Origin of the sequence: Chryseobacterium sp. OSA05B, from assembly GCF_019970065.1 — a bacterium.
In the GTDB taxonomy this organism is placed as follows: domain Bacteria; phylum Bacteroidota; class Bacteroidia; order Flavobacteriales; family Weeksellaceae; genus Chryseobacterium.
Genome location: NZ_JAHXYH010000001.1, coordinates 920,390 through 940,684, shown reverse-complemented (window position 1 = coordinate 940,684; position 20,295 = coordinate 920,390). Strand labels below are relative to the sequence as shown.

The following is a 20,295-nucleotide window of genomic DNA, read 5'->3' as shown; positions in this document are numbered from 1 at the left end:
CCAGTCTTAATAAAAAAGAATCTTTGCATTGATAGGTCATTTATGCCCCCCTTTTAGATTCAAACAACAAAGTGTATCATCGTCTAAATAATATCCACAGCATAGTTTTAGATTCAATATTTTAATAAATGATTTTTTAAAAATACAGCGTAATCATCAAGTTGCGCTGTTTTTTTGTAACTTTGCAGACGTTAATTTTTAAACGAAAATTTATAATCAACAAATGAAAAAGCAGACGATTAAAGAAATCCTACAGGATTACAAGAAAGTATTACATCATGACATTACAGTTTACGGATGGGTAAGATCATTCCGTGCCAATCGCTTTATTGCCCTTAATGATGGATCTACGATTAATAATTTGCAAATAGTTGTTGATTTCGAAAATTTTGATGAAGAGATCCTTAAGAAAATCAGTACAGCTTCTTCCCTGAAAGTAATAGGAGAAGTGGTGGAAAGCCAGGGAGCAGGACAGGCAGTGGAAATTATTGCTAAAAAGATCATCATCTTAGGAGATAACTTCACGGAAGAACTTCAGAACACGATTCTTCAGCCTAAAAAACACAGCTTAGAGAAACTTCGTGAGCAGGCACACTTAAGATTCAGAACCAATGTATTTGGTGCTGTTTTCAGAGTACGTCATGCTGTGAGCTTTGCCGTGCATTCATTCTTTAATCAAAACCAGTTTTTCTATATTAACACACCGGTGATTACAGGTGCAGATGCAGAAGGGGCAGGTGAAATGTTCGGAGTAACGAACTTTGACCTGAACAATATGCCAAAAACGGAAGAAGGTGAAATTGATTTCTCACAGGATTTCTTTGGTAAAAAAACCAACCTTACGGTTTCAGGACAGCTTGAAGGAGAAACTGCAGCGATGGGATTAGGTAGAATTTATACATTCGGGCCTACTTTCCGTGCGGAAAATTCAAACACCACAAGACACCTTGCAGAATTCTGGATGATAGAGCCGGAAGTGGCATTCAACAACCTTGAAGACAACATTGATCTTGCGGAAGATTTCTTAAAATATGTGATCCAGTATGTTCTGGACAACTGTAAAGATGATCTTGAATTCCTGAACACCCGTTTTGAAGAGGAACAGAAAGGAAAACCTGAAAAAGACAGAGCAAAAGAAGGTCTTATCGAAAAACTTCAGAACGTTATCGCTAAACGTTTCAAACGTGTTAGCTATACGGAAGCTATTGAGATCTTACTGAACTCTAAAGAAAATAAAAAAGGAAAATTCCAGTATCCAGTGGAAAACTGGGGGGCGGATCTTCAGTCTGAACACGAAAGATATCTGGTGGAAAAACATTTTGAATGCCCGGTAGTATTGTTCGACTATCCGAAAGAAATCAAAGCGTTCTATATGAAACTGAACGATGACAATAAGACCGTTGCAGCAATGGACGTTCTTTTCCCTGGTATCGGGGAGATCATCGGAGGATCTGAAAGAGAAGCAAGATTGGATGTATTAAAACAGAAAATGGAAGATATGCACGTAGATGCAGAAGAGCTTTGGTGGTACCTTGATACCCGAAAGTTCGGTTCTGTACCACATGCAGGCTTCGGTTTAGGGTTGGAAAGACTTGTTCTTTTCGTAACAGGAATGACGAATATCAGAGACGTGATTCCTTTCCCTAGAACACCGAAAAGCGCTGAATTCTAGATCAATAAAAAAAGCCTTAATGTAAAAATTAAGGCTTTTTTATTTTCTAATAGTTTATTATGTTAAGAAGTATAATGCAAAAATCATGCTAAATGTGTTTTTTGTCGAATTAATTTATTAAATTCGTAGAATATGTTATGTTAAAACACAAAGACTAATATGCTTAAACAACACTTACAACTCAAGTTAGGACAGAAGCTGGCACCTCAGCAGATCCAGCTGATGAAGCTTATTCAGCTTCATACCCTGGAATTTGAAGAGGAGCTGGAAAGGGAGCTAGAAGAGAATCCTGCTTTGGAAATTGTAAAGGAAGATCCAAAAGAAGATGAATTCTCTTCTCTTGAAGATGCTTATCAGGATGAAGGAACGGCCAGCATTGAAACAGATTTTGACGTCAACGAGTATATCTACGATGACGAACCCAACTATAAAACTGCGTCCAGCAACTATTCTCCGGACGATGAAGAGTTCGATAACGAAAGTCTTCTAACCGAAGGACAGTCATTATACGACTATCTGCTGGAACAGATTCACCTGGTGAATATCAGTGAAGAAGATGAGAAGATCGCAGAATATGTGATTGGAAACCTTGATACAGATGGTTATCTGAGAAGAGAAATCAAAGCGATCGTAGATGATCTTGCTTTCTCACAGGGAATTTATACCACAAAAGAAAAAGTTGACGACATTCTGGAAAACTACATCCAGAAGCTGGATCCGCCGGGAGTGGGAGCGAGAGGTCTTCAGGAATGCCTGTTGCTTCAGATCGAAAAGAAAGTGAGTTCTGATAAAGCAGTTTCCCTGGCAGCCAATATTTTAAGACACCAGTTTGACGCTCTTACCAATAAACATTACAATAAGATCATTCAGAAGTACGATATTGAAGAAGAAGATCTTAAAGATGCCCTGGACGAAATTTCAAAACTTTCTCCAAAAGTAGGAGGGAACTTTGATACGCAGACCATTACCATCAACCAGGAAATTATTCCGGATTTTGTGATCCAGGTAAAAGATGGTGTTGTGATCCCAATGCTTAACAGCAAAAATGCTCCGACTTTAAGAGTTTCTGAAGAATATAAGGACATTCTGACCACGTATTCCCACGATAAAAACTCTTCTGAGCACAAACAGGCGGCATTGTTTATCAAACAGAAATTAGATGCTGCAAAATGGTATATAGACGCTATTAACCAACGTCAGAACACTCTGTTGCAAACGATTACAGCTATCGTGAAATTCCAGAAGGATTATTTTATCACAGGGGATGAAAAATCTCTGAGACCAATGATTCTGAAAGATGTTGCAGATATCACTGGATTTGATATTTCTACCATTTCAAGAGTGGTAAAAAGCAAATATGCCGATACTTCAAACGGAATCCTTTATCTGAAAGATCTTTTCTCAGACAGTCTTACCAATGACGATGGAGAAGAAGTTTCTACGAAAGAGATTAAAACCCATCTTCAGGAGGTGATCGGGAAAGAGAACAAAAGAAAACCGCTTACCGATGATGCGCTGGTAGTGATCCTGAAAGAACAGGGGTACAATATCGCCAGAAGAACAATCGCCAAATACCGTGAACAGCTGAATATTCCGGTAGCAAGATTAAGAAAAGAACTTTAAAAGTTATCCATAAAAGTAAAAGCCCGGTATGTCCGGGCTTTTCTGTTTTTAAGTGAATGTCAACTGTCTGAGTAAACGCGATACTTGTAATCACGTAGCTTAATCAACGGTGAAGCTGCTCTTGGCCTTCCGAAAAAATCAACACTGTTTTAAGTAAACTTTGTGTCAAAAAACAAAAACAATTAAGAACGCTGTTTCAATTTATTCAGCTCTAGCTCTTTGATCGATATCTCACGCATTTCCACTTTCCGTATTTTTCCGGAGATCGTCATCGGGAATTCATCCACAAATTTCCAGTATTTAGGAACTTTATAATGAGCAATTCTTCCTTTACAGTAATCCAGAAGCTCGGTTTCCGATACCTCAAAACCTTTTCTCACCTTTACCCAGGCCATCACTTCTTCACCATATTTTTCACTCGGAATTCCAATGATCTGTACATCCAGGATATTCGGATAAGTGTATAAAAAGTCTTCAATTTCTTTAGGCGAAATATTTTCACCCCCACGGATGATCAGGTCTTTCATCCTACCCGAGATCGTGATATAGCCGTCATCATCCATCACGGCCATATCGCCGGTATGCATCCATCGGGCATCATCCAGTACTTTTTTAGTATTTTCAGGATCATTCCAGTATTTCAGCATCACAGAATAGCCTCTGGTGCAGAGTTCGCCGTGCTCGCCACGTTCCAGGGTTCCTCCATTCTCGTCAATGATTTTAATCTCCAGATGGTCCTGAACGGTTCCCACAGTGTTTACTTGTTTTTCCAGGGGTGTTCCTATCAAAGTCTGTGTAGAAACAGGAGAGGTTTCCGTCATTCCGTAGCAGATGCTCATTTCTTTAATATTCATGAGGTTTTCCACTTTTTTCATAATCTCCGGCGGGCAGACTGAACCGGCCATAACCCCTGTTCTTAAATTTGAAAAATCATAGGTCTCAAAATCCTTAACCGCTAGTTCGGCGATAAACATGGTTGGAACTCCGTATAAAGAAGTGCATTTTTCATCAGAAACTGTTTTTAACGTAATATCCGGATCAAAACTGTCGTTCGGGATCACCATACAGGCCCCGTGAGCCGTACAGCATATATTCCCGATGACCATTCCGAAACAATGATAAAACGGTACCGGAATACAAACGCGGTCGTTCTGTGAATACTTTAAGCGTACACCGATGAAGTATCCGTTATTTAAAATATTGTGATGGGAAAGAGTGACCCCTTTTGGAAAGCCGGTGGTTCCTGAAGTATATTGAATATTCACGGGATCGTCGAACTGTACATGTTCTTCAAAGCTGTGAAGCGTGTCGTCTGAAATTTCCTGTCCGTTATTCAGAAAATCTTCCCAATTGTCGTCAAAGAAAATTTCATGTTCCAGGCTGGGGCAAACTTCCCTGGCATATTCTACCATTTCCTTATAATTGCTTGTTTTAAAGCTTAAAGAAGAAAATATAGAACGGATTCCCGATTGATTGATGACGTAAGTAAGTTCGTGTGTTCTGTAGGCAGGATTGATATTCACCAGTATGGTTCCGATCCTGGCGGTTGCATATTGAAGCAGGACCCATTCATAGCGGTTTGAAGACCAGATTCCGATCCTGTCTCCGGCTTTGGCACCCAAAAAAATTAAGGCTTTTGCAACAGCAGTCGTTTGATTGTAAAATTCCTGATATGTGGCCCTGTAATCCTGATGGACACAGACTAAGGCTTCCTGATTGGGGTATTTTTCAACTGTCTTTTTAAGATTTCCTCCGATCGTTTGTCCCAGTAATGGAACAGAGGAAGCTCCATAGACATAAGATAATGGCATAGTTTAAGATTTGGTGGAATAAAAATAATGAAAAATCTTGAATTGATGCCTGTTTGCACTAATTTTCCTGAGAATCGATGTCTTTAAGCTGTTTTAAATTTCTATCCAGTTTTCTGATAATAATTCCGTACACAAGTCTGTAATAAAGCCAGATCAGAAGCACACAAAGGACTGTACTTACAATGATTCCGATAATAACGATAATCAGATTTGAATTGGAAGGCTGTACATTCTGTGAATTCAGTATATAAAAAATAAATGCTGTGAAGACAAACGTAAAGGCAACCAGAAGTGCAATGCTGATCAGGATAAAAGCGTTGACCGTCTTTTTGAATTTAATGATCCGAATAATCAGGCCTTTAAGGTTTTCCTCAATCTTTATTTTGCGGTAATTCTGATAAAATTTCAGGACAAAATAAGCAGTGATCAGTAAGCTTATAATTTTTATGGCTAAATACGCATGGTCAAAGTTAGTTTCTATTTCAGGGGCTTCCTGGGCTCCCAGCTTTTCTAATATCTTACGGAAACTGTCTGATTCTTCATCCTGAAAGAAATAAAATAATCCCAGAACAGAAAAGAATAAAAATTCCATGACACTGATCCAGAAAATATACTTCACATAATTGCGTGATTTTCTGTTCAGCATCTGAAGGATCTCGGTGCTGTCGTATTTCGGTTGAACAGGCTGCTCCTGCCATGTTTTCTTAAAGCTGTCTAAATCAAAATCAGGCATATTTTTCCATCTGTTCTTTAAGGGTTTTCTTTAATCTGTTCATTTTCACACGCGCATTAACCTCGGTAATCCCAAGGTTTTCTGCAATATCCTTATAAGGCAGGTCGTCAAGATACATCATGACAATCGCTCTTTCTACATTGGGCAGGGTTTTGATCACGGTATACAGAAGCGAGATCTGCTGCTGCTTATCGTCATCATCTTCCACAAAATCTCTGTGGTTGATATCCAGCTCGTTGGTAGGAAGGCTTTTGCTTTTTTTTCTGAAAAGAGTAATGGCTGTATTAAGGGCTACACGGTACATCCACGTAGATATTTTAGAGTTCCCTTTAAAAGAATCGTAGCTTCTCCAAAGCTGCAGTACGATCTCCTGAAACAGGTCCTCTTCATCTTCAAGAGAATTGGTATATAAACGCGAAACTTTGATAATCAGGCCCTGATTATCTTTGATAAGCTGCGCAAATTCTTTTTCTCTGGAAGTCATAGATATATAATGGCACGAAGATAATAATAATGCGGTGATTTGTTGATATGTTGATGCGTTAATTTGTTAATGTGATAATTTGGCGATGTACGGATTTGATGATATAATGATTTGATAATGTGACGATATGTTAATTTATTGATTTGATGATGATTAAAAATTTTTGAATGTATAGGTCAATTTAATATTTAATAGGAATGGGCTTTAGCCCATTTAACAAAAAGAGAAAAAAGCACTCTGGCTTTAGCCAGAACCTAAAAACAATCCTCTCAACAATTTCCACATTGATTCCTGACATATCATCACATCACCGCATCATCAAATTACCACATCACTACATCATCGCATCGCCACATGACCAAATAATCCGTATCTTTGCAACCGCGAGAAAATCGGCTTGTTGATTCCTGTTTCGGCAGGGGTAGGAAAGTCCGGACACCATAGAGCAGCAAAGCGGATAACATCCGTCACCTGTGAGGGTAGGACAAGTGCAACAGAAAGCAGGTACAGTTCGGCTGTAGTGAAACCAGGTAAACTCTTTGCGGTGCAATGATAAGTATATCGGTTCTTTTCAGTAATGGAAATTAGGGGCGGCTCGTCCTGAAAGCCGAGGGGTAATCAGCTCAAGTTTTGCAGCAATGTAAGACGCAGATAAATAACAGGCACTTCTTCGGAAGAACAAAATCCGGCTTACAGATCTTCTCGCGATTTTTATGTAGGTAAACCATTGGTTATTATAAAAAAGCGGAGAATTTTCTCCGCTTTTCTTTTTGATAAGGTAAGAAAGCCTGAGCCTGGAAGAGGGATACCATTGGGTTCCAAAAGAAAAGAAAATAACCACAAACCTTTTTTTCTTTTTCCTTTAAAAGTTATTTCATCCAATTTTACCCAACTGTCAGAAATAATAAGCCCAATGGCAACTTCCAGACTCCGGTCTTTTTAATAAATACTGAAATAAGTAACCTTTCCGGTAGAGGTCGTAATGGTAAACCACTCGGATTCTATACCACTGTTTGTCCCTATCTGATAGGCATTGGCAGTCACGCCTGCATTAATAGCAACATTCGGAGCTCCTACCAGATACGAATCAATTGTATTGCCCGCACTGTCCTTCAGAAAAAAGTGAAATGAAGCCCATTCGTTGATAGAAGACATGGTAGAGGTAATATAACTGTGGTTGTACGGATAGGATACGTTATTCGCCGTATTGGTAGGATCTGTTATATTCCATTGATTCATATTCATAGGAAAAGGTGCCAGACCTGTAGTTCCAAATGAGGCATAGGACGAAGAAATTCCCGCCGGCATTGTATACGAACCAAAATTCCCGTTCGGCGAAGCATACATATAACGAATCGCTCCCGGGGTAGGACTGCAGGTCATCAGCCTTCCGACAGCATCATAAATATTGTAGTTGTTAAATACAAAAGATGAAGTCTGTGCAGAAGAAAATATTCCTGTTAAACCCAATAATAAAGCTGCTGTTTTTTTCATAGGGTTGATTATTGATCAGATTTAATATTTTTTCTGATCTCATCACTTTTCTTCATATAAATCTGGGTAGCCCAAACGATGATCTGGCTCATATCGCCCCCTGTTTTTCTCGTCATTTCAGCTTCCGTAACGCCAGTGGAAAGGATCAGTTCTTTAGATGCCGGAACCAGAAGCGCTTTTCTTCTGTCGCTCAGTTCAGAGGTATTTCTTTTTTTCTCCTCTTCAGTAGGTCTGTTTTGGGGATCTCCCAGACTTTTAAAAGCTTTATCGAAATTTTCCATCTGAGGAGTTTTCATACTTTCTACAGTATTTACTGCGCTTCCTTCATTATTACATGATACTAAGGTTAAAGTGGCAAAAGCGGCTGATATAAAAAGTTTTTTCATAATAAATTAGAATTTAGGTTAGTTTTTTTTGATTAATAAATTTGTAAATAAGAATAAGTAACGTTCGCTGTCGTAATGTTGAACCATTCTGCATCTCCGTATGGAGTAGAAATATACCCTGGGGCACCTGTGCAAGGATCAGGAGATTCCCCGATCTGTCCGCTGAAACCAGGCTCCGGAGTGGAAGTTCCCGCATAATACATCTGAAACTGTGAAGAAGCCCATTTTACATTATAGGAAATAACACCGCCCGGTGCTATGCTGGGATGATTCCAGGATCTTACCGAAGAGTTAGTGGCACTGGTCTGCAATGTCCAGTTAGTGGTAGGATACAGGGAGCTTGTATACTGGTCTTTGAAATTTTTGTAAGCCAGTTCTTTACCGTTACCCTGATGCGAATCTGCCGGAACAATGATGGATGTTGGAGTACTCGATGTTACATAAGGAAAGCAGCTCCCTGCGAAATTGTGAGCCCCAATTTTTCCCTGAAAGTCAAAGTTGGTAGAATAGTTATTGACGATCATGATGCTGTGCTGCGCATAAGCGGATGACAGTAATGATAGTGTGAGAATAGTGAATATTTTTTTCATGCTTTCAGTATTAAAAGTGATTTTAAAAATTAATAAAGCTGTAGATAAGTAATGCCTGAAATGGTGAAAATTTCCGCACTGTTGTCTCCCGACGGAGTAGTGTAATAACTATATGCGGTAGGGTTGCAAGGATTTGCCAGATTTAGATTGGCCCGAAAGTCTGGTGAGGATATAGTCGTTCCGGCCTCCGTCATATCAAATTTTGTGGCAAACCATCGGGTTGTGGTTGAAATGGTACCGCTGGGTGAAAGATTGGGATTATTCCAGGCCATGATGGAAGAATTAGTTGGGCTTAATGTGACAGCCCAGTTGGCGGTAGGATATAAAGAAGACATGTACTGACCATCGTAATCTTTATAGATCAGTTCTTTGCCGTTACCCATATGAGAATCGGCAGGGACTACAATCTCGCCGTCATTTCCTACACGGGGATAGCACCCGGCTGTAGAACTAGCAGCCATAATAAATCCATGAAAATCAAATTTTGAATAATTATTAATGATTATCGTGCCCTGTGAGTAAACAAAAGAAGCGGCCGCAGTTCCTATGATAGCTAAAATCTTTTTCATAATTCAATCAGATTAATAGAGTTGAATGTAGGTTATATTGGAAGTCCCACTGGTGATCGTAAATATTTCCGCACTGTTGTTTCCCGTAGTCGAAATAAGATTATCAGATGCGCTATAACATGAGTTGGCTGCAATAGTGATGGCACCGTTGAAATCATCCGGAGCCAGGTTCGTTGTTCCCGGATAATACATCACAAATTTGGTAGTGGCCCATCTTGTATTGTTGGATAAAACTCCGCCAGGCATTAAAGAACCGTGATTCCATGTTCTCACCACACCGAGAGCACTGGATGTACTTACATGCCATTGAGCCATAGGATATAATGAAGAACCAAATTGATCTCTGTAATTGTCATACCTCAGTTCATTTCCGTTGCCCATATGAGAATCGGCAGGAACTCTTACCATATCAGGATTAGCAGAGGTGATATAAGGATAGCATCCACCGGCAAGATTGTTTGCAATGATGAATCCGTAAAAATCATATTGAGAATAGTTGTTCAGAATAAGAGTTCCTCCCTGAGAATACCCCAGAGAAAAAGCGGCTAAGCCTAGTATAGTTAGTAATTTTTTCATGATGCTTAATTTTAAGATTTAATGTTTTTACGGATTTCGTCACTTTTCTGCATATAAATTTGTGTAGCCCAGACAATGATCTGACTCATATCACCGCCGGTCTTTCTCGTGAGTTCAGCTTCAGTAACGCCCGTGGAAAGGATGAGCTCTTTGGAAGCCGGAACCAAAAGTGCTTTCCTTCTGTCGCTCAGTTCCGAAGTATTTCTTTTCTTCTCCTCTTCAGTAGGTCTGTTCTGAGGATCACCAAGGCTTTTAAAAGCTTTGTCAAATTTTTCCATCTGTGGTGTTTTCATAGTTTCCACGGTGTTTACGGCAGCGCTTTCATTGCTGCACGATCCTAAGGTTAAAACGGCTACTACAGCCGATAAAAAAAGTTTTTTCATAAGTAAATCAGATTAATAAAGATTGATATAGGTGTAATTGATGCCTCCGCTTGAGATCATAAACATTTCTGCACTGTTAGCTCCGGATGGGGTGGTGTAAAAGTCATCAGCCCCACTACATGGATTTCCCGCGACACTTAAATTGGCGTTATATCCCGGGACATTATTCATAGTTCCTGCAAAAAGCATTTGAAATTTTGTAGCACCCCATTTTGTATTGAGACCTACAGGGGAAGCAGGCCCTACCGCAGGATGATTCCATAATCTTCCCTGTCCGTTGGTCGCTGAAACGTTAACCTGCCATTCGTTGATCGGGTACAGCGATGAGGTGTATTGGTCTCTGTAGTTGTCATACTTCAGCTCAGTTCCGGTACTCATATTGGCATTGGCAGGAACGGTGATCATACCGTTAGGAGTTTTAGGACTTACTTGCGGGTAGCATCCTCCTGCAAAATTATTGGCAATGAGTGCTCCATAATAATCAAAAGGAGTATAATTGTTCACAATAAGTGTTCCTCCCTGGGAATATCCAAGAGAAAAAGCGGCTAAGCCTAATACGGTTAGTAATTTTTTCATGATGCTTAATTTTAAGATTTAATGTTTTTTCTGATTTCATCGCTTTTTTGCATGTAGATCTGAGTCGCCCATACAATGATCTGGCTCATATCGCCGCCTGTTTTTCTGGTAAGCTCAGCTTCTGTAACACCTGTGGAAAGGATGAGTTCTTTCGATGCGGGAACAAGAAGAGCTTTTCTTCTGTCGCTCAGTTCAGAGGTATTTCTTTTTCTTTCCTCTTCGGTAGGTCTGTTTTGTGGATCTCCGAGGCTTTTAAAGGCTTTGTCAAATTTTTCCATCTGTGGAGTTTTCATCGTTTCCACGGTATTTACGGCAGAGCCTTCATTGCTGCATGATACTAAGGTTAAAATGGCAAAAGCAGCGGATAACAGTTGTTTTTTCATTGTTAGATTTTTTTTTAATGATCAGGTTTTATTAAGTTAAGTTTGTTGATCGTGTAATAGAAATTAAAAGATCTGGAAATAAGTAATCTGGCCACCGGGTGTTGTGATCGTAAACCAATCTGCGGAAGATCCGGTGTTGGGTCCGTTTTGAGTAGATTGGAGAAAACCTCCCGAAAGTACAGGATCTCCTACCTCAAAAGTATCATAAGTATATCCTGTACTGTCCGTCAGGTTGAACGCAAATCCCATCCATTCGTCGATGGCAGTCACGGCTGTAATGATAGGATGGTTGTAGGGATAATTTCCCGTATTGGCACTGTTTAAAGGATCAATATAATACCATCCGGGAATCGGAATCGGATTGCCACCGCCTGTATTATCAAACTTATCATACTTGGTATAGCCTCCTGCAGGAATTGTATATATGCTGTAGGGAGCGTTTGGAAGAGCGTACATATAAGGCTGGGATGGACCGGAACCTGCCGATCCAACCGTCATAAATCTTCCTGCAGCGTCATAAGCGCTGTAATTATTGATGACCAGTGTAGAAGACTGCGCAGAAATACCAATTCCCACCAGAAGACCTAGAATAATGCTTAGTTTTTTCATATTATAATTCGTTTAAAGGTTAGTGTTTATGGATTTTATTTCATGTTTTTTCTGATCTCATCACTTTTCTGGGTGTAGATCTGGGTCGCCCAAACGATGATCTGGCTCATGTCTCCTCCGGTTTTTCTTATCAGTTCCGCTTCTTTTACACCTGTGGAAAGGATGAGTTCTTTCGATGCGGGAACAAGAAGAGCTTTTCTTCTGTCGCTCAGTTCTGAAGTATTTCTTTTTTTCTCCTCTTCAGTAGGTCTATTCTGTGGGTCACCAAGGCTTTTAAAAGCTTTGTCAAATTTTTCCATCTGTGGTGTTTTCATAGTTTCCACAGTGTTTACGACAGAGCCTTCATTATTACATGATGCTAAGGTTAAAATGGCTACTATAGCTGATAAAAAGAGTTTTTTCATGATTAAAAAATATTAGTATAAGTTTTAAAATAGATGTGAAGTGTAAGCATACGTTTTCCTGAGAAAGCAAAAACAGTTGCTTTCCGGATCTATGGCTTTCAATAAAACAGACAGCTGCAGGACAGCTGTTTGTTATTTAAAAGATCTGCAGATATGTGGTAGGGCCGCTAGGCGTAGTGATCGTAAACCAATCAGCACTTGAATTAACTCCCGTTGCTGTACTGACGAACCAGGGATCAACAGCAGGATCTCCCATCCGGAAATGATCAACTCCGTTTTGGGTTACAGGATCTTTAAGAAAGAAATCAAATCCCGCCCATACATTACTAGGATCCATTACTGTGGCAATAAAAGGATGGTTATAGGCATATGTTCCGTTGTTCGCCGGATTGGTAGGGTCTCCTACGTACCATGATGTGATCCCATAAGGAGCTGTCCCGGCTGTACTGAATGTATTGTACTGGGTAAACCCTCCTGCAGGTATCGTGAATGATCCATAAGGAATATTGGGGGCTGCGTACATATAAGGACCAGGTGCGTTTATCGGGCTGGTACGAAGTCTGCCCTCTGCATTATAGGCACTGTAGTTCTGAATAACGAGAGGAGAAGTTTGCGCAAAAGCAAGAACTCCTGCCAGAGCGGATAAAAGTAATGAGATTTTTTTCATAGTAATATAAGGTAATGGTTTATTGAATGACTAGATAAGTGTAAACATCTGTGCCGGCAGTGATGGTGAACCACTTGGCGCTTCCCCAGGCTGTATTAACCACATCAGGAGCAGTATTACACGGAAGAGCGGTTCCTCCGATATCTCCGTTAAAGTAAGTCTCAGGGACAGAAGTGCCTGCATGATACATCTGGAATTTGGACATCGACCATTTGGTGTTATTGGAAATCACACCGCCAGGCATCAGACTGGGATGGTTCCATGGTCTTGGTGAGGCAGGAGATCCTGCTCCCAAATAAACATTCCAGGTAGAAACCGGAAAGCCTGAGGAAGAATATTGGTCTCTGTAATTTTCATATTTTGCAGTAGCGCCTGCCGGGACTACAATCGGATCAGGAACTTTGGAGACAACCAATGGGTAGCATCCTCCGCCCACGTTGTTATTGGCATAAAGATTTCCGTGAAAATCATAATTAGTGGTGAAATTCTGAATGATCAGCATTCCTCCCTGAGCATATGCCGAAGAAACAGAGCATATACCTAGTAGCAGTAAAAACTTTTTCATGATTTATTTCTCAGATTTTAAGTTTTTACGGATCTCGTCACTTTTCTGCATGTAGATGTTGGTAGCCCACACAATAATCTGGCTCATGTCGCCACCGGTTTTTCTGGTGAGTTCGGATTCTGTAACGCCGGAAGAAAGGATCAGTTCTTTGGATGCGGGAACAAGAAGAGCCTTTCTTCGGTCGCTCAGTTCAGAGGTATTTCTGTTTTTTTCCTCTTCGGTAGGTCTGTTTTGTGGATCTCCCAGACTTTTAAAAGCTTTATCGAAATTCTCCATTTGTGGAGTCTTCATGCTCTGTACGGTATTGAGAGTAGTTCCCTCACTGTTGCATGAGATAAGACCTATTACAGCGATTGCCGGTAATAATAAAAGTTTTTTCATAGCTAAAGTTTAATAATTTGGGGTAAAAATTTAATTTTTGATAAATTTATAAAAAAAAAGCACATGAACAATAAATTATTCACTTTTAGGTGTCTTCTTGGTTAAATTTATTTACAGTTACTTAGCTATGATGTAATATTTTACGTTTCTGGTTTATTCACTCTCAAGTGTTTTTTTAGCTTCCATGAGCTCAGATTTTTCCTTTTCACCCACCTGAGGATACTTAAGATCCATCTTTTCCAACGTGTCGATAATGATCTGGATAGCGGCTACTCTTGCAAACCATTTATTATCTGCAGGAAGCACATACCATGGGGCATGGTCTTTTGAAGTTTCGTTAATAGCCGTTTCATAAGCCTCCATATATTGTGGGAAAAGAGCTCGCTCCGGAAGATCAGCGGCTGAAAATTTCCAGTTCTTCTCCTGTTCATTGATTCTGTCCAGTAATCTTTTCTTCTGCTCGTCTTTGGAAACATTCAGGAATATTTTTACAATGGTGGTTCCGTTGTGGGCTAGATGCTGTTCAAAATTGCGGATGCTTTCATATCTGTTTTCCCAGAATTTATCATCGAAATCCTTTACGGAAGACCAGGTTTTCTCGCTGAGGTTGTACTCTGGATGAACTTTACATACCAGAACACTTTCGTAATGGGATCTGTTGAAGATGCCGATCATTCCTTTCTGTGGAAGTGCCAGATAATGTCGCCACAAAAAGTCATGGGAATATTCTTTTGAGCTGGGGGTTTTAAAGCTGGTCACATTACAGCCCTGAGGATTTACCCCTCCGAAAACATGCTCTATCAGGCTGTCTTTTCCTGCTGCATCCATTGCCTGGAGGATCACAAGAAGAGATTGGCTGCCGTCTGCATACAGTTTTTCCTGCAGCTCACGGAGTTTTTCTTTTTCCTGTATTAAAAGCTGTCCGCCTTCTTCTTTGGTCAGCTTTCCTTTATATTCTGTTGAGCTTTTTTTTATTGAAAATTTTCCTTTTACCAGGAAATCATCTGAGAAATTGGTGTCCATGTTTTTTTTATATTTTATATTTAATGATTGAAAGATGTAAAAATTGAATGATTAAGAAGTTAAAGAGAAGTCTCTGACTAACATCTAACTTCTAAATCTGACGTCTGATGTCTGACATCTAGCATCTAAAATCTCACTTAAATGTAATAAAAAAACCGCCTCCCATGGAGACGGTTCCTTTATTTTTTAGTAGAGATTTACTTTGCTGCTGCTTTTTTAGCAAGTTTAGCGGCTTTCTTTTCAGCTTTAGCGGCTGCTTTTTGCTCTTCAGCGGTCAATGGCTTCGGCTCAGGAGCGCTGGCATCTACATTACCTTTGATATAGATTACGCTTCTGCTGTTGGCAGGGTCGTTAGAGAAAACCTCGATCATTTTGTTGAAAGGTCCGTTAAGAGTAGTGTTATATCCCACTTTGATCTTAGCAGATTTTCCTGGCATGATTGGATCCTGGCTGAATTCAGGAGTTGTACATCCGCAAGAAGGCTTTACGTTAGAAAGGATCAAAGGCTTATCACCAGTGTTCGTTACTGTAAAGAATCTTGTACCGTCCGCACTTGGTTTGATAGTACCGTAGTCAAAAGTCGTTTTATCAAATGTAATAGTCTGTGCAGAAGCTAATGCAAATGTCCCAAATAATGCAATTCCTGCAATTAATTTTTTCATATTCTTGAATGTTAATATGTTTGTTAGATAAATTTTGAGAAACAAAGTTAAAAATTATTTTAATTCATACTTAAAATTTTTTTTCTTTAGACTATTTTTGCAAATTGTAAGCAAAAGAAATAGAATTTTATGCAGATTTCAGAAAAGTACAATCCACAGGAAACTGAACAGAAATGGTACAACTTCTGGATGGAGAACAAATTTTTCCATTCGGAACCTAATGAGAAACCACCATATACTGTGGTAATTCCTCCGCCAAACGTAACGGGGATATTACACATGGGACATATGCTGAACAATACCATTCAAGATGTTCTCGTCCGCCGTGCAAGAATGCAGGGCTTTAATGCCTGCTGGATTCCGGGCACAGATCACGCTTCAATTGCCACTGAAGCCAAAGTTGTTGCTAAACTGAAGTCTGAAGGGGTCAGTAAATCAGATATTACCCGTGAAGAATTCTTAAAACATGCATGGGAATGGACGGATAAATACGGAGGAACCATCCTTGAGCAGCTGAAAAAACTGGGATGCTCATGCGACTGGGACAGAACCCGTTTCACCATGGAGGAAAAATTGTCTCAGCAGGTGATCAAGAGTTTCGTAGACCTTTATAATAAAGGACTCATCTACAGAGGCTACAGAATGGTTAACTGGGACCCTGAAGCAAAGACCAATATCTCTGATGAGGAGGTTATATTTAAAGAGCAAAACGGAAAATTATATTTCCTTAAATATAAAATCGAAGGTTCGGAAGAATTTCTTTCCGTAGCGACAACGCGTCCCGAAACTATTTTCGGGGATACTGCCGTATGTATCAACCCTAATGACGAAAGGTATGCTCACCTGAAAGGGAAGAATGTAATCGTACCGATCGTTGGCAGAGTAATTCCTATCATCGAAGACGAATATGTAGATATTGAATTCGGAACCGGAGCATTGAAAATTACACCTGCTCACGACACCAATGACTACGAGATCGGACAGAAGCATCAGCTGAAAATGATCGATGCTTTGGATGATGACGGAAACCTTAATGAGCACGGTTTACATTATGCAGGTCAGAACAGATTTGATGTAAGAAAGCAGATCGCAAAAGAATTACAGGAAAAAGATCTTTTACTGAAAGCAGAAGATTATGTAAATAAAGTGGGAACTTCGGAAAGAACAGGTGCTGTTATTGAGCCTAAAGTTTCTGTTCAGTGGTTCCTGAAAATGTCTGAGATGGCTCCGCCGGCTTTAGAGGTGGTAATGAATGATGAGGTGAAATTTTACCCTGAGAAATTCAAAAATACCTATAAGCACTGGATGGAAAACATCCGTGACTGGAATATTTCCCGTCAGCTTTGGTGGGGACAGCAGATTCCTGCATTCTACTATGGAGACGGAGAAAATGATTTTGTAGTTGCAGAAAATATTGAAGACGCCTTGGTATTGGCGAAGCAAAAAACCGGCAACGAGCAACTGACAACTGATAACTTGAAGCAGGATGAAGATGCTCTCGACACCTGGTTCTCATCATGGTTATGGCCAATGTCTGTATTCGATGGTCTTCTGGATCCTGAAAATAAAGACATCAACTATTATTACCCAACATCTGACCTGGTGACAGGACCGGATATTATTTTCTTCTGGGTAGCCAGAATGATCATGGCCGGACTGGAATACAAAAAAGAAGTTCCTTTCAAAAATGTATATTTCACAGGGATTGTAAGAGATAGCCAAAGAAGAAAAATGTCAAAATCTTTAGGAAACTCACCGGATCCGCTGGAATTAATTTCTGAGTTTGGTGCAGATGGGGTTCGTGTTGGAATTTTATTAAGTTCTGCAGCAGGAAATGATTTGCTTTTTGATAAAGATCTGATGTTGCAGGGAAGAAATTTTGCGACAAAAATCTGGAATGCTTTCCGATTGATTAATATGTGGAATCATGAAGACAAACCTGCCAATACTGCAGATAAGCAAACTATTGAATGGTTTGAGAATAAACTTAATAAAACCATTGCTGAGATTAATGATCAGTTTGGGAAATTCAGAATTTCAGATGCACTGCATTTAATTTATAAATTAATCTGGGACGATTTCTGCGGTTGGTATCTGGAAGCTATTAAGCCCAATTACGGAGAGGGAATTTCTAAAGAAGTTTATCATAAAACAATATATTTCTTTGAAGATTTAATGAAGTTGCTTCATCCGTTTATGCCTTTCTTAACGGAGGAATTATGGCAGACTATTTCTGAAAGAAGCATTGAAGAAGCATTAATTATTGCTCAGCAGAAAAAAGTGGAACCATTTAATGAAGAGATCATTAAAAACTTCGAAACGGCTGAAGATATCATTTCAGGAATCAGAAACTACCGTCAGACCAAAGGAATTTCTCCTAGAGAAGCCGTTGAGGTGTATACCGGAGCTTCGGAATTTGCTAATGAAGCAGTAATCAGAAAACTGGCTAATGTGACAGAAATTCATTTTGGAGAAAAAACAGCTAAGCCTAGCTTTACATTCCTGGTAGGCGCTACTGAGGTTTCTATTCCTCTAAGTGAAAATTTAGATTTAGCTGAAGAGAAAAAGAAGACAGAAGAAGAAGTAGCCTATCTAAAAGGATTCCTGATTTCTGTGGACAAAAAGCTTTCAAATGAAAAATTTGTAGCCAATGCCAAACCTGAAATCGTAGAGATAGAGCGTCAGAAACAGAAAGATGCTCAGGATAAAATTGCTATTTTAGAAGAGAAGCTGAAAAGTTTGTAATGAACTTTAAAGATAAAGTTGGGACTTTTAGGGTCATTAGCAGTTTTACAATCAGAAGAAAAAAAGAGTTTTATCTGATTGGAGAATTGTTGGACGGAAATTTGATAGAAAACAGTTATGTCAATATTGTTTTAAATTCAAGCCTTGCAGTTTCTGCCAGAATTTCTTCTGCAGAAGATATTGAAATGGCTAATGACCCTAAAATCTATCAGCTTTTAATAATTGAAAGCCCGGAAGATGAAATGAATGATATTTTGTTTTGTCTCAATGTAGGGAATGAAAATGTACACATCACATTGACTGGTGTAGATTAATTAAGAATAAATGACACACATAGACAACATAAAAAAACTATTCTCAAAAAACTTCGTGGAAAGTCCTTTACTGGAAAGCTTCGAAGTAGGGAAACTCTATCTTTCAAGTGGAAAGCTCGTAGCCTGTGATCCTTTGATCACAAATGATATGCAGGCTTTCACTACAGAATTTCCGAAAGGAGATTTTTCTGTTTTACTGCATAAAGAAAGAGAAAGCAACTGTGTCGCCTATGCAGAAGTTATTTTCAGCACTGCGGAAATTGCAGAATGGAAAATGGCTGTAACTGCAGGGCAGGATGTGAAAGATCTAGGAGAAGAAGAAATCTTCGGGTATCCCGTAGAAAGCGGGATGGGATGTCTTATGGATGTAGATACCCAAAACAGCCTGAACGAGCTGGAAAAGAGACTTTATCACAGTAAAGGAGCAGATTTCATGGGGATCTATGAAGAGTTTTTCCATGAGTATTTCTTTGACGAAAAAGGAGCTATCGATCAGTATGCATTCCTGAAGCCGGCTGACGAACATCCCGGAACTATTTTCGCCTTTGAAACAGGTTATGGTGAAGGTTTTTATGCCAGCTATATTGCGTATGATAAAGATCACAAGCCTGTGAAGATAATTACTGAATTTATTGAGATAAGTTAATTAAATTAGTTATTTTTGAAACTTAGTTTTCTGAATACATTATTGAACTAACATAAAACACCAATGAAATTCTCATCAGAACAACCCAAAATTATTGTTGTAGGCAGCTCTTCGATCGATCTGGTTTTAGAAACCGAAAAAATTCCACAGCCGAATGAAACGGTTTTAGCCGTGAATTCAGACAGCTATTTTGGAGGAAAAGGAGCCAATCAGGCCGTAGGTACTGCAAGATTGGGAGCCAGCGTTTATTTTATCGGATGTGTGGGGATGGATCCTTTGGGACAACAGATCATGAGAAATCTGGTGGGTGAAAACGTGAATGTAGGTTTCGTTCATGAAACGGATGCCGAATCTACGGGTACTGCCTATGTAACGACCAGCCACGGAAACGCAGCTATTGTAGTGGTTCCTGCAGCCAATAAACGCTTGAGCATACAGCATATAGAAGAAGCAGACCGATATTTCCAGACTGTAGACCTTATTTTGGTTCAGCTTGAAGTCGCCATGGAAGTGGTGGAATATACGATCAGAAAAGCCAAGAAATATGGTAAAAAAGTAGGACTTTATGCCTCGCCGGCTATGAGAATCAGTGAAGGGATTATTGAAAATGTAGACTTCATTGTAGCAAAAAGCAGCGAGCTTCACACGGTTTTCGGGGAAGATAAAAGAGAAGAGATTCTTAAGAAGTATTTCAACAAAGTATTTGTAAGAGACGATACCAATTCAACCATCTATTTTGACGGTACGGAAATGAAGTACTTTAGAAATGACAAAGATGAGACGGTTTATAAAATGGGAATGGGAGATGCTTTTACTTCAGGATTTGCCGTAGCACTCTGCCATGGAAACTCTGTAGAGGAATGTGTAAAATTCGGGAATGAAGTTTCTTCAAGGGTTTCCGGAGGGAAAGGTTCACAGACCGGTCTTCCGAGAATGTCCGATTTCTATTCCTAAAGCTATTTACCACATATCGAAAGTCAGAAACTTAACATAAAAATA

24 protein-coding genes and 1 other RNA gene are annotated in these 20,295 nt (G+C 39.5%); 7 read left to right on the top strand and 18 right to left on the bottom strand.

What is annotated here, in order from left to right; translation table 11 throughout:
- Nucleotides 1–223: 223 nt before the first annotated feature.
- Entirely contained in the window at nucleotides 224–1,672 is a 1,449-nt protein-coding gene (gene asnS, locus LC419_RS04250) for an asparagine--tRNA ligase (protein ID WP_223606182.1), read from the top strand.
- Nucleotides 1,673–1,831: 159 nt separating this feature from the next.
- A complete protein-coding gene (gene rpoN / locus LC419_RS04245; protein WP_223606181.1) occupies nucleotides 1,832–3,295 on the top strand; it encodes an RNA polymerase factor sigma-54 in 1,464 nt (487 codons plus the stop codon).
- Nucleotides 3,296–3,477: 182 nt separating this feature from the next.
- On the opposite strand, the gene LC419_RS04240 is transcribed toward rpoN, so the two are convergent.
- Genes LC419_RS04240 through LC419_RS04230 form a run of 3 tightly spaced genes read right to left on the bottom strand, consistent with a single transcriptional unit; the run spans nucleotide 3,478 to nucleotide 6,323 of the window.
- Entirely contained in the window at nucleotides 3,478–5,106 is a 1,629-nt protein-coding gene (locus tag LC419_RS04240; RefSeq protein WP_223606180.1) for an AMP-binding protein, read from the bottom strand.
- A gap of 58 nt (nucleotides 5,107–5,164) precedes the next feature.
- On the bottom strand, nucleotides 5,165–5,839 hold the full coding sequence (locus LC419_RS04235) for a beta-carotene 15,15'-monooxygenase (protein ID WP_223606179.1): 675 nt from the start codon (nucleotides 5,837–5,839) through the stop codon (nucleotides 5,165–5,167).
- Nucleotides 5,832–6,323 (bottom strand): RNA polymerase sigma factor, encoded by a 492-nt coding sequence (locus LC419_RS04230; RefSeq protein WP_034729370.1) that lies wholly within the window; start codon nucleotides 6,321–6,323, stop codon nucleotides 5,832–5,834. The genes LC419_RS04235 and LC419_RS04230 overlap by 8 nt, the downstream gene beginning before the upstream one ends.
- A 384-nt stretch (nucleotides 6,324–6,707) precedes the next feature.
- Between LC419_RS04230 and rnpB the strand changes: the two genes are divergently transcribed.
- Nucleotides 6,708–7,032, top strand: an RNA gene (gene rnpB / locus LC419_RS04225) — RNase P RNA component class A.
- 230 nt (nucleotides 7,033–7,262) lie between these two features.
- On the opposite strand, the gene LC419_RS04220 is transcribed toward rnpB, so the two are convergent.
- From LC419_RS04220 to LC419_RS04150, 15 genes are all read right to left on the bottom strand, one after another.
- Nucleotides 7,263–7,817, bottom strand: a complete 555-nt coding sequence (locus tag LC419_RS04220) for a hypothetical protein (RefSeq protein ID WP_223606177.1) — start codon at nucleotides 7,815–7,817, stop codon at nucleotides 7,263–7,265.
- Between the two features lie 8 nt (nucleotides 7,818–7,825).
- Complete coding sequence (locus LC419_RS04215) at nucleotides 7,826–8,203, bottom strand: hypothetical protein (RefSeq protein WP_223606176.1); 378 nt, start codon at nucleotides 8,201–8,203, stop codon at nucleotides 7,826–7,828.
- Nucleotides 8,204–8,235: 32 nt separating this feature from the next.
- Nucleotides 8,236–8,793, bottom strand: coding sequence for a hypothetical protein (locus LC419_RS04210; protein WP_223606175.1), 558 nt, complete (start codon nucleotides 8,791–8,793; stop codon nucleotides 8,236–8,238).
- A gap of 29 nt (nucleotides 8,794–8,822) precedes the next feature.
- Entirely contained in the window at nucleotides 8,823–9,362 is a 540-nt protein-coding gene (locus LC419_RS04205) for a hypothetical protein (protein ID WP_223606174.1), read from the bottom strand.
- A 12-nt stretch (nucleotides 9,363–9,374) separates the two neighbouring features.
- Complete coding sequence (locus LC419_RS04200; RefSeq protein WP_223606173.1) at nucleotides 9,375–9,938, bottom strand: hypothetical protein; 564 nt, start codon at nucleotides 9,936–9,938, stop codon at nucleotides 9,375–9,377.
- An 11-nt stretch (nucleotides 9,939–9,949) separates the two neighbouring features.
- Complete coding sequence (locus tag LC419_RS04195; protein ID WP_223606172.1) at nucleotides 9,950–10,321, bottom strand: hypothetical protein; 372 nt, start codon at nucleotides 10,319–10,321, stop codon at nucleotides 9,950–9,952.
- A gap of 12 nt (nucleotides 10,322–10,333) precedes the next feature.
- Nucleotides 10,334–10,897 carry a hypothetical protein gene (locus LC419_RS04190; RefSeq protein ID WP_223606171.1) on the bottom strand — a complete coding sequence of 188 codons (564 nt, stop codon included), beginning with the start codon at nucleotides 10,895–10,897 and terminating at the stop codon, nucleotides 10,334–10,336.
- Between the two features lie 11 nt (nucleotides 10,898–10,908).
- The gene (locus tag LC419_RS04185; RefSeq protein WP_223606170.1) at nucleotides 10,909–11,280 is read right to left on the bottom strand and encodes a hypothetical protein; all 372 of its coding nucleotides are present in this window, start codon (nucleotides 11,278–11,280) and stop codon (nucleotides 10,909–10,911) included.
- A gap of 63 nt (nucleotides 11,281–11,343) precedes the next feature.
- Complete coding sequence (locus LC419_RS04180; protein ID WP_223606169.1) at nucleotides 11,344–11,889, bottom strand: hypothetical protein; 546 nt, start codon at nucleotides 11,887–11,889, stop codon at nucleotides 11,344–11,346.
- A 35-nt stretch (nucleotides 11,890–11,924) separates the two neighbouring features.
- Nucleotides 11,925–12,293, bottom strand: coding sequence for a hypothetical protein (locus LC419_RS04175; RefSeq protein ID WP_223606168.1), 369 nt, complete (start codon nucleotides 12,291–12,293; stop codon nucleotides 11,925–11,927).
- 136 nt (nucleotides 12,294–12,429) lie between these two features.
- Nucleotides 12,430–12,960 carry a hypothetical protein gene (locus tag LC419_RS04170; RefSeq protein ID WP_223606167.1) on the bottom strand — a complete coding sequence of 177 codons (531 nt, stop codon included), beginning with the start codon at nucleotides 12,958–12,960 and terminating at the stop codon, nucleotides 12,430–12,432.
- Between the two features lie 19 nt (nucleotides 12,961–12,979).
- On the bottom strand, nucleotides 12,980–13,525 hold the full coding sequence (locus LC419_RS04165) for a hypothetical protein (protein WP_223606166.1): 546 nt from the start codon (nucleotides 13,523–13,525) through the stop codon (nucleotides 12,980–12,982).
- Between the two features lie 3 nt (nucleotides 13,526–13,528).
- Nucleotides 13,529–13,906 (bottom strand): hypothetical protein, encoded by a 378-nt coding sequence (locus LC419_RS04160; RefSeq protein ID WP_223606165.1) that lies wholly within the window; start codon nucleotides 13,904–13,906, stop codon nucleotides 13,529–13,531.
- A gap of 153 nt (nucleotides 13,907–14,059) precedes the next feature.
- On the bottom strand, nucleotides 14,060–14,929 hold the full coding sequence (locus LC419_RS04155) for a polyphosphate kinase 2 family protein (protein ID WP_223606164.1): 870 nt from the start codon (nucleotides 14,927–14,929) through the stop codon (nucleotides 14,060–14,062).
- A gap of 197 nt (nucleotides 14,930–15,126) precedes the next feature.
- Nucleotides 15,127–15,591, bottom strand: coding sequence for a DUF1573 domain-containing protein (locus LC419_RS04150; RefSeq protein ID WP_034729320.1), 465 nt, complete (start codon nucleotides 15,589–15,591; stop codon nucleotides 15,127–15,129).
- Nucleotides 15,592–15,720: 129 nt separating this feature from the next.
- On the opposite strand from LC419_RS04150, the gene LC419_RS04145 reads away from it, so the two are divergent.
- The 4 genes from LC419_RS04145 (at nucleotide 15,721) to LC419_RS04130 (ending at nucleotide 20,250) form a co-directional block, all read left to right on the top strand.
- On the top strand, nucleotides 15,721–18,336 hold the full coding sequence (locus LC419_RS04145) for a valine--tRNA ligase (protein WP_223606163.1): 2,616 nt from the start codon (nucleotides 15,721–15,723) through the stop codon (nucleotides 18,334–18,336).
- Nucleotides 18,336–18,650 carry a hypothetical protein gene (locus tag LC419_RS04140; RefSeq protein ID WP_223606162.1) on the top strand — a complete coding sequence of 105 codons (315 nt, stop codon included), beginning with the start codon at nucleotides 18,336–18,338 and terminating at the stop codon, nucleotides 18,648–18,650. The genes LC419_RS04145 and LC419_RS04140 overlap by 1 nt, the downstream gene beginning before the upstream one ends.
- 10 nt (nucleotides 18,651–18,660) lie before the next feature.
- Complete coding sequence (locus tag LC419_RS04135; RefSeq protein WP_223606160.1) at nucleotides 18,661–19,296, top strand: DUF4241 domain-containing protein; 636 nt, start codon at nucleotides 18,661–18,663, stop codon at nucleotides 19,294–19,296.
- A gap of 63 nt (nucleotides 19,297–19,359) precedes the next feature.
- Complete coding sequence (locus tag LC419_RS04130; protein ID WP_223606159.1) at nucleotides 19,360–20,250, top strand: ribokinase; 891 nt, start codon at nucleotides 19,360–19,362, stop codon at nucleotides 20,248–20,250.
- Nucleotides 20,251–20,295 lie beyond the last annotated feature (45 nt).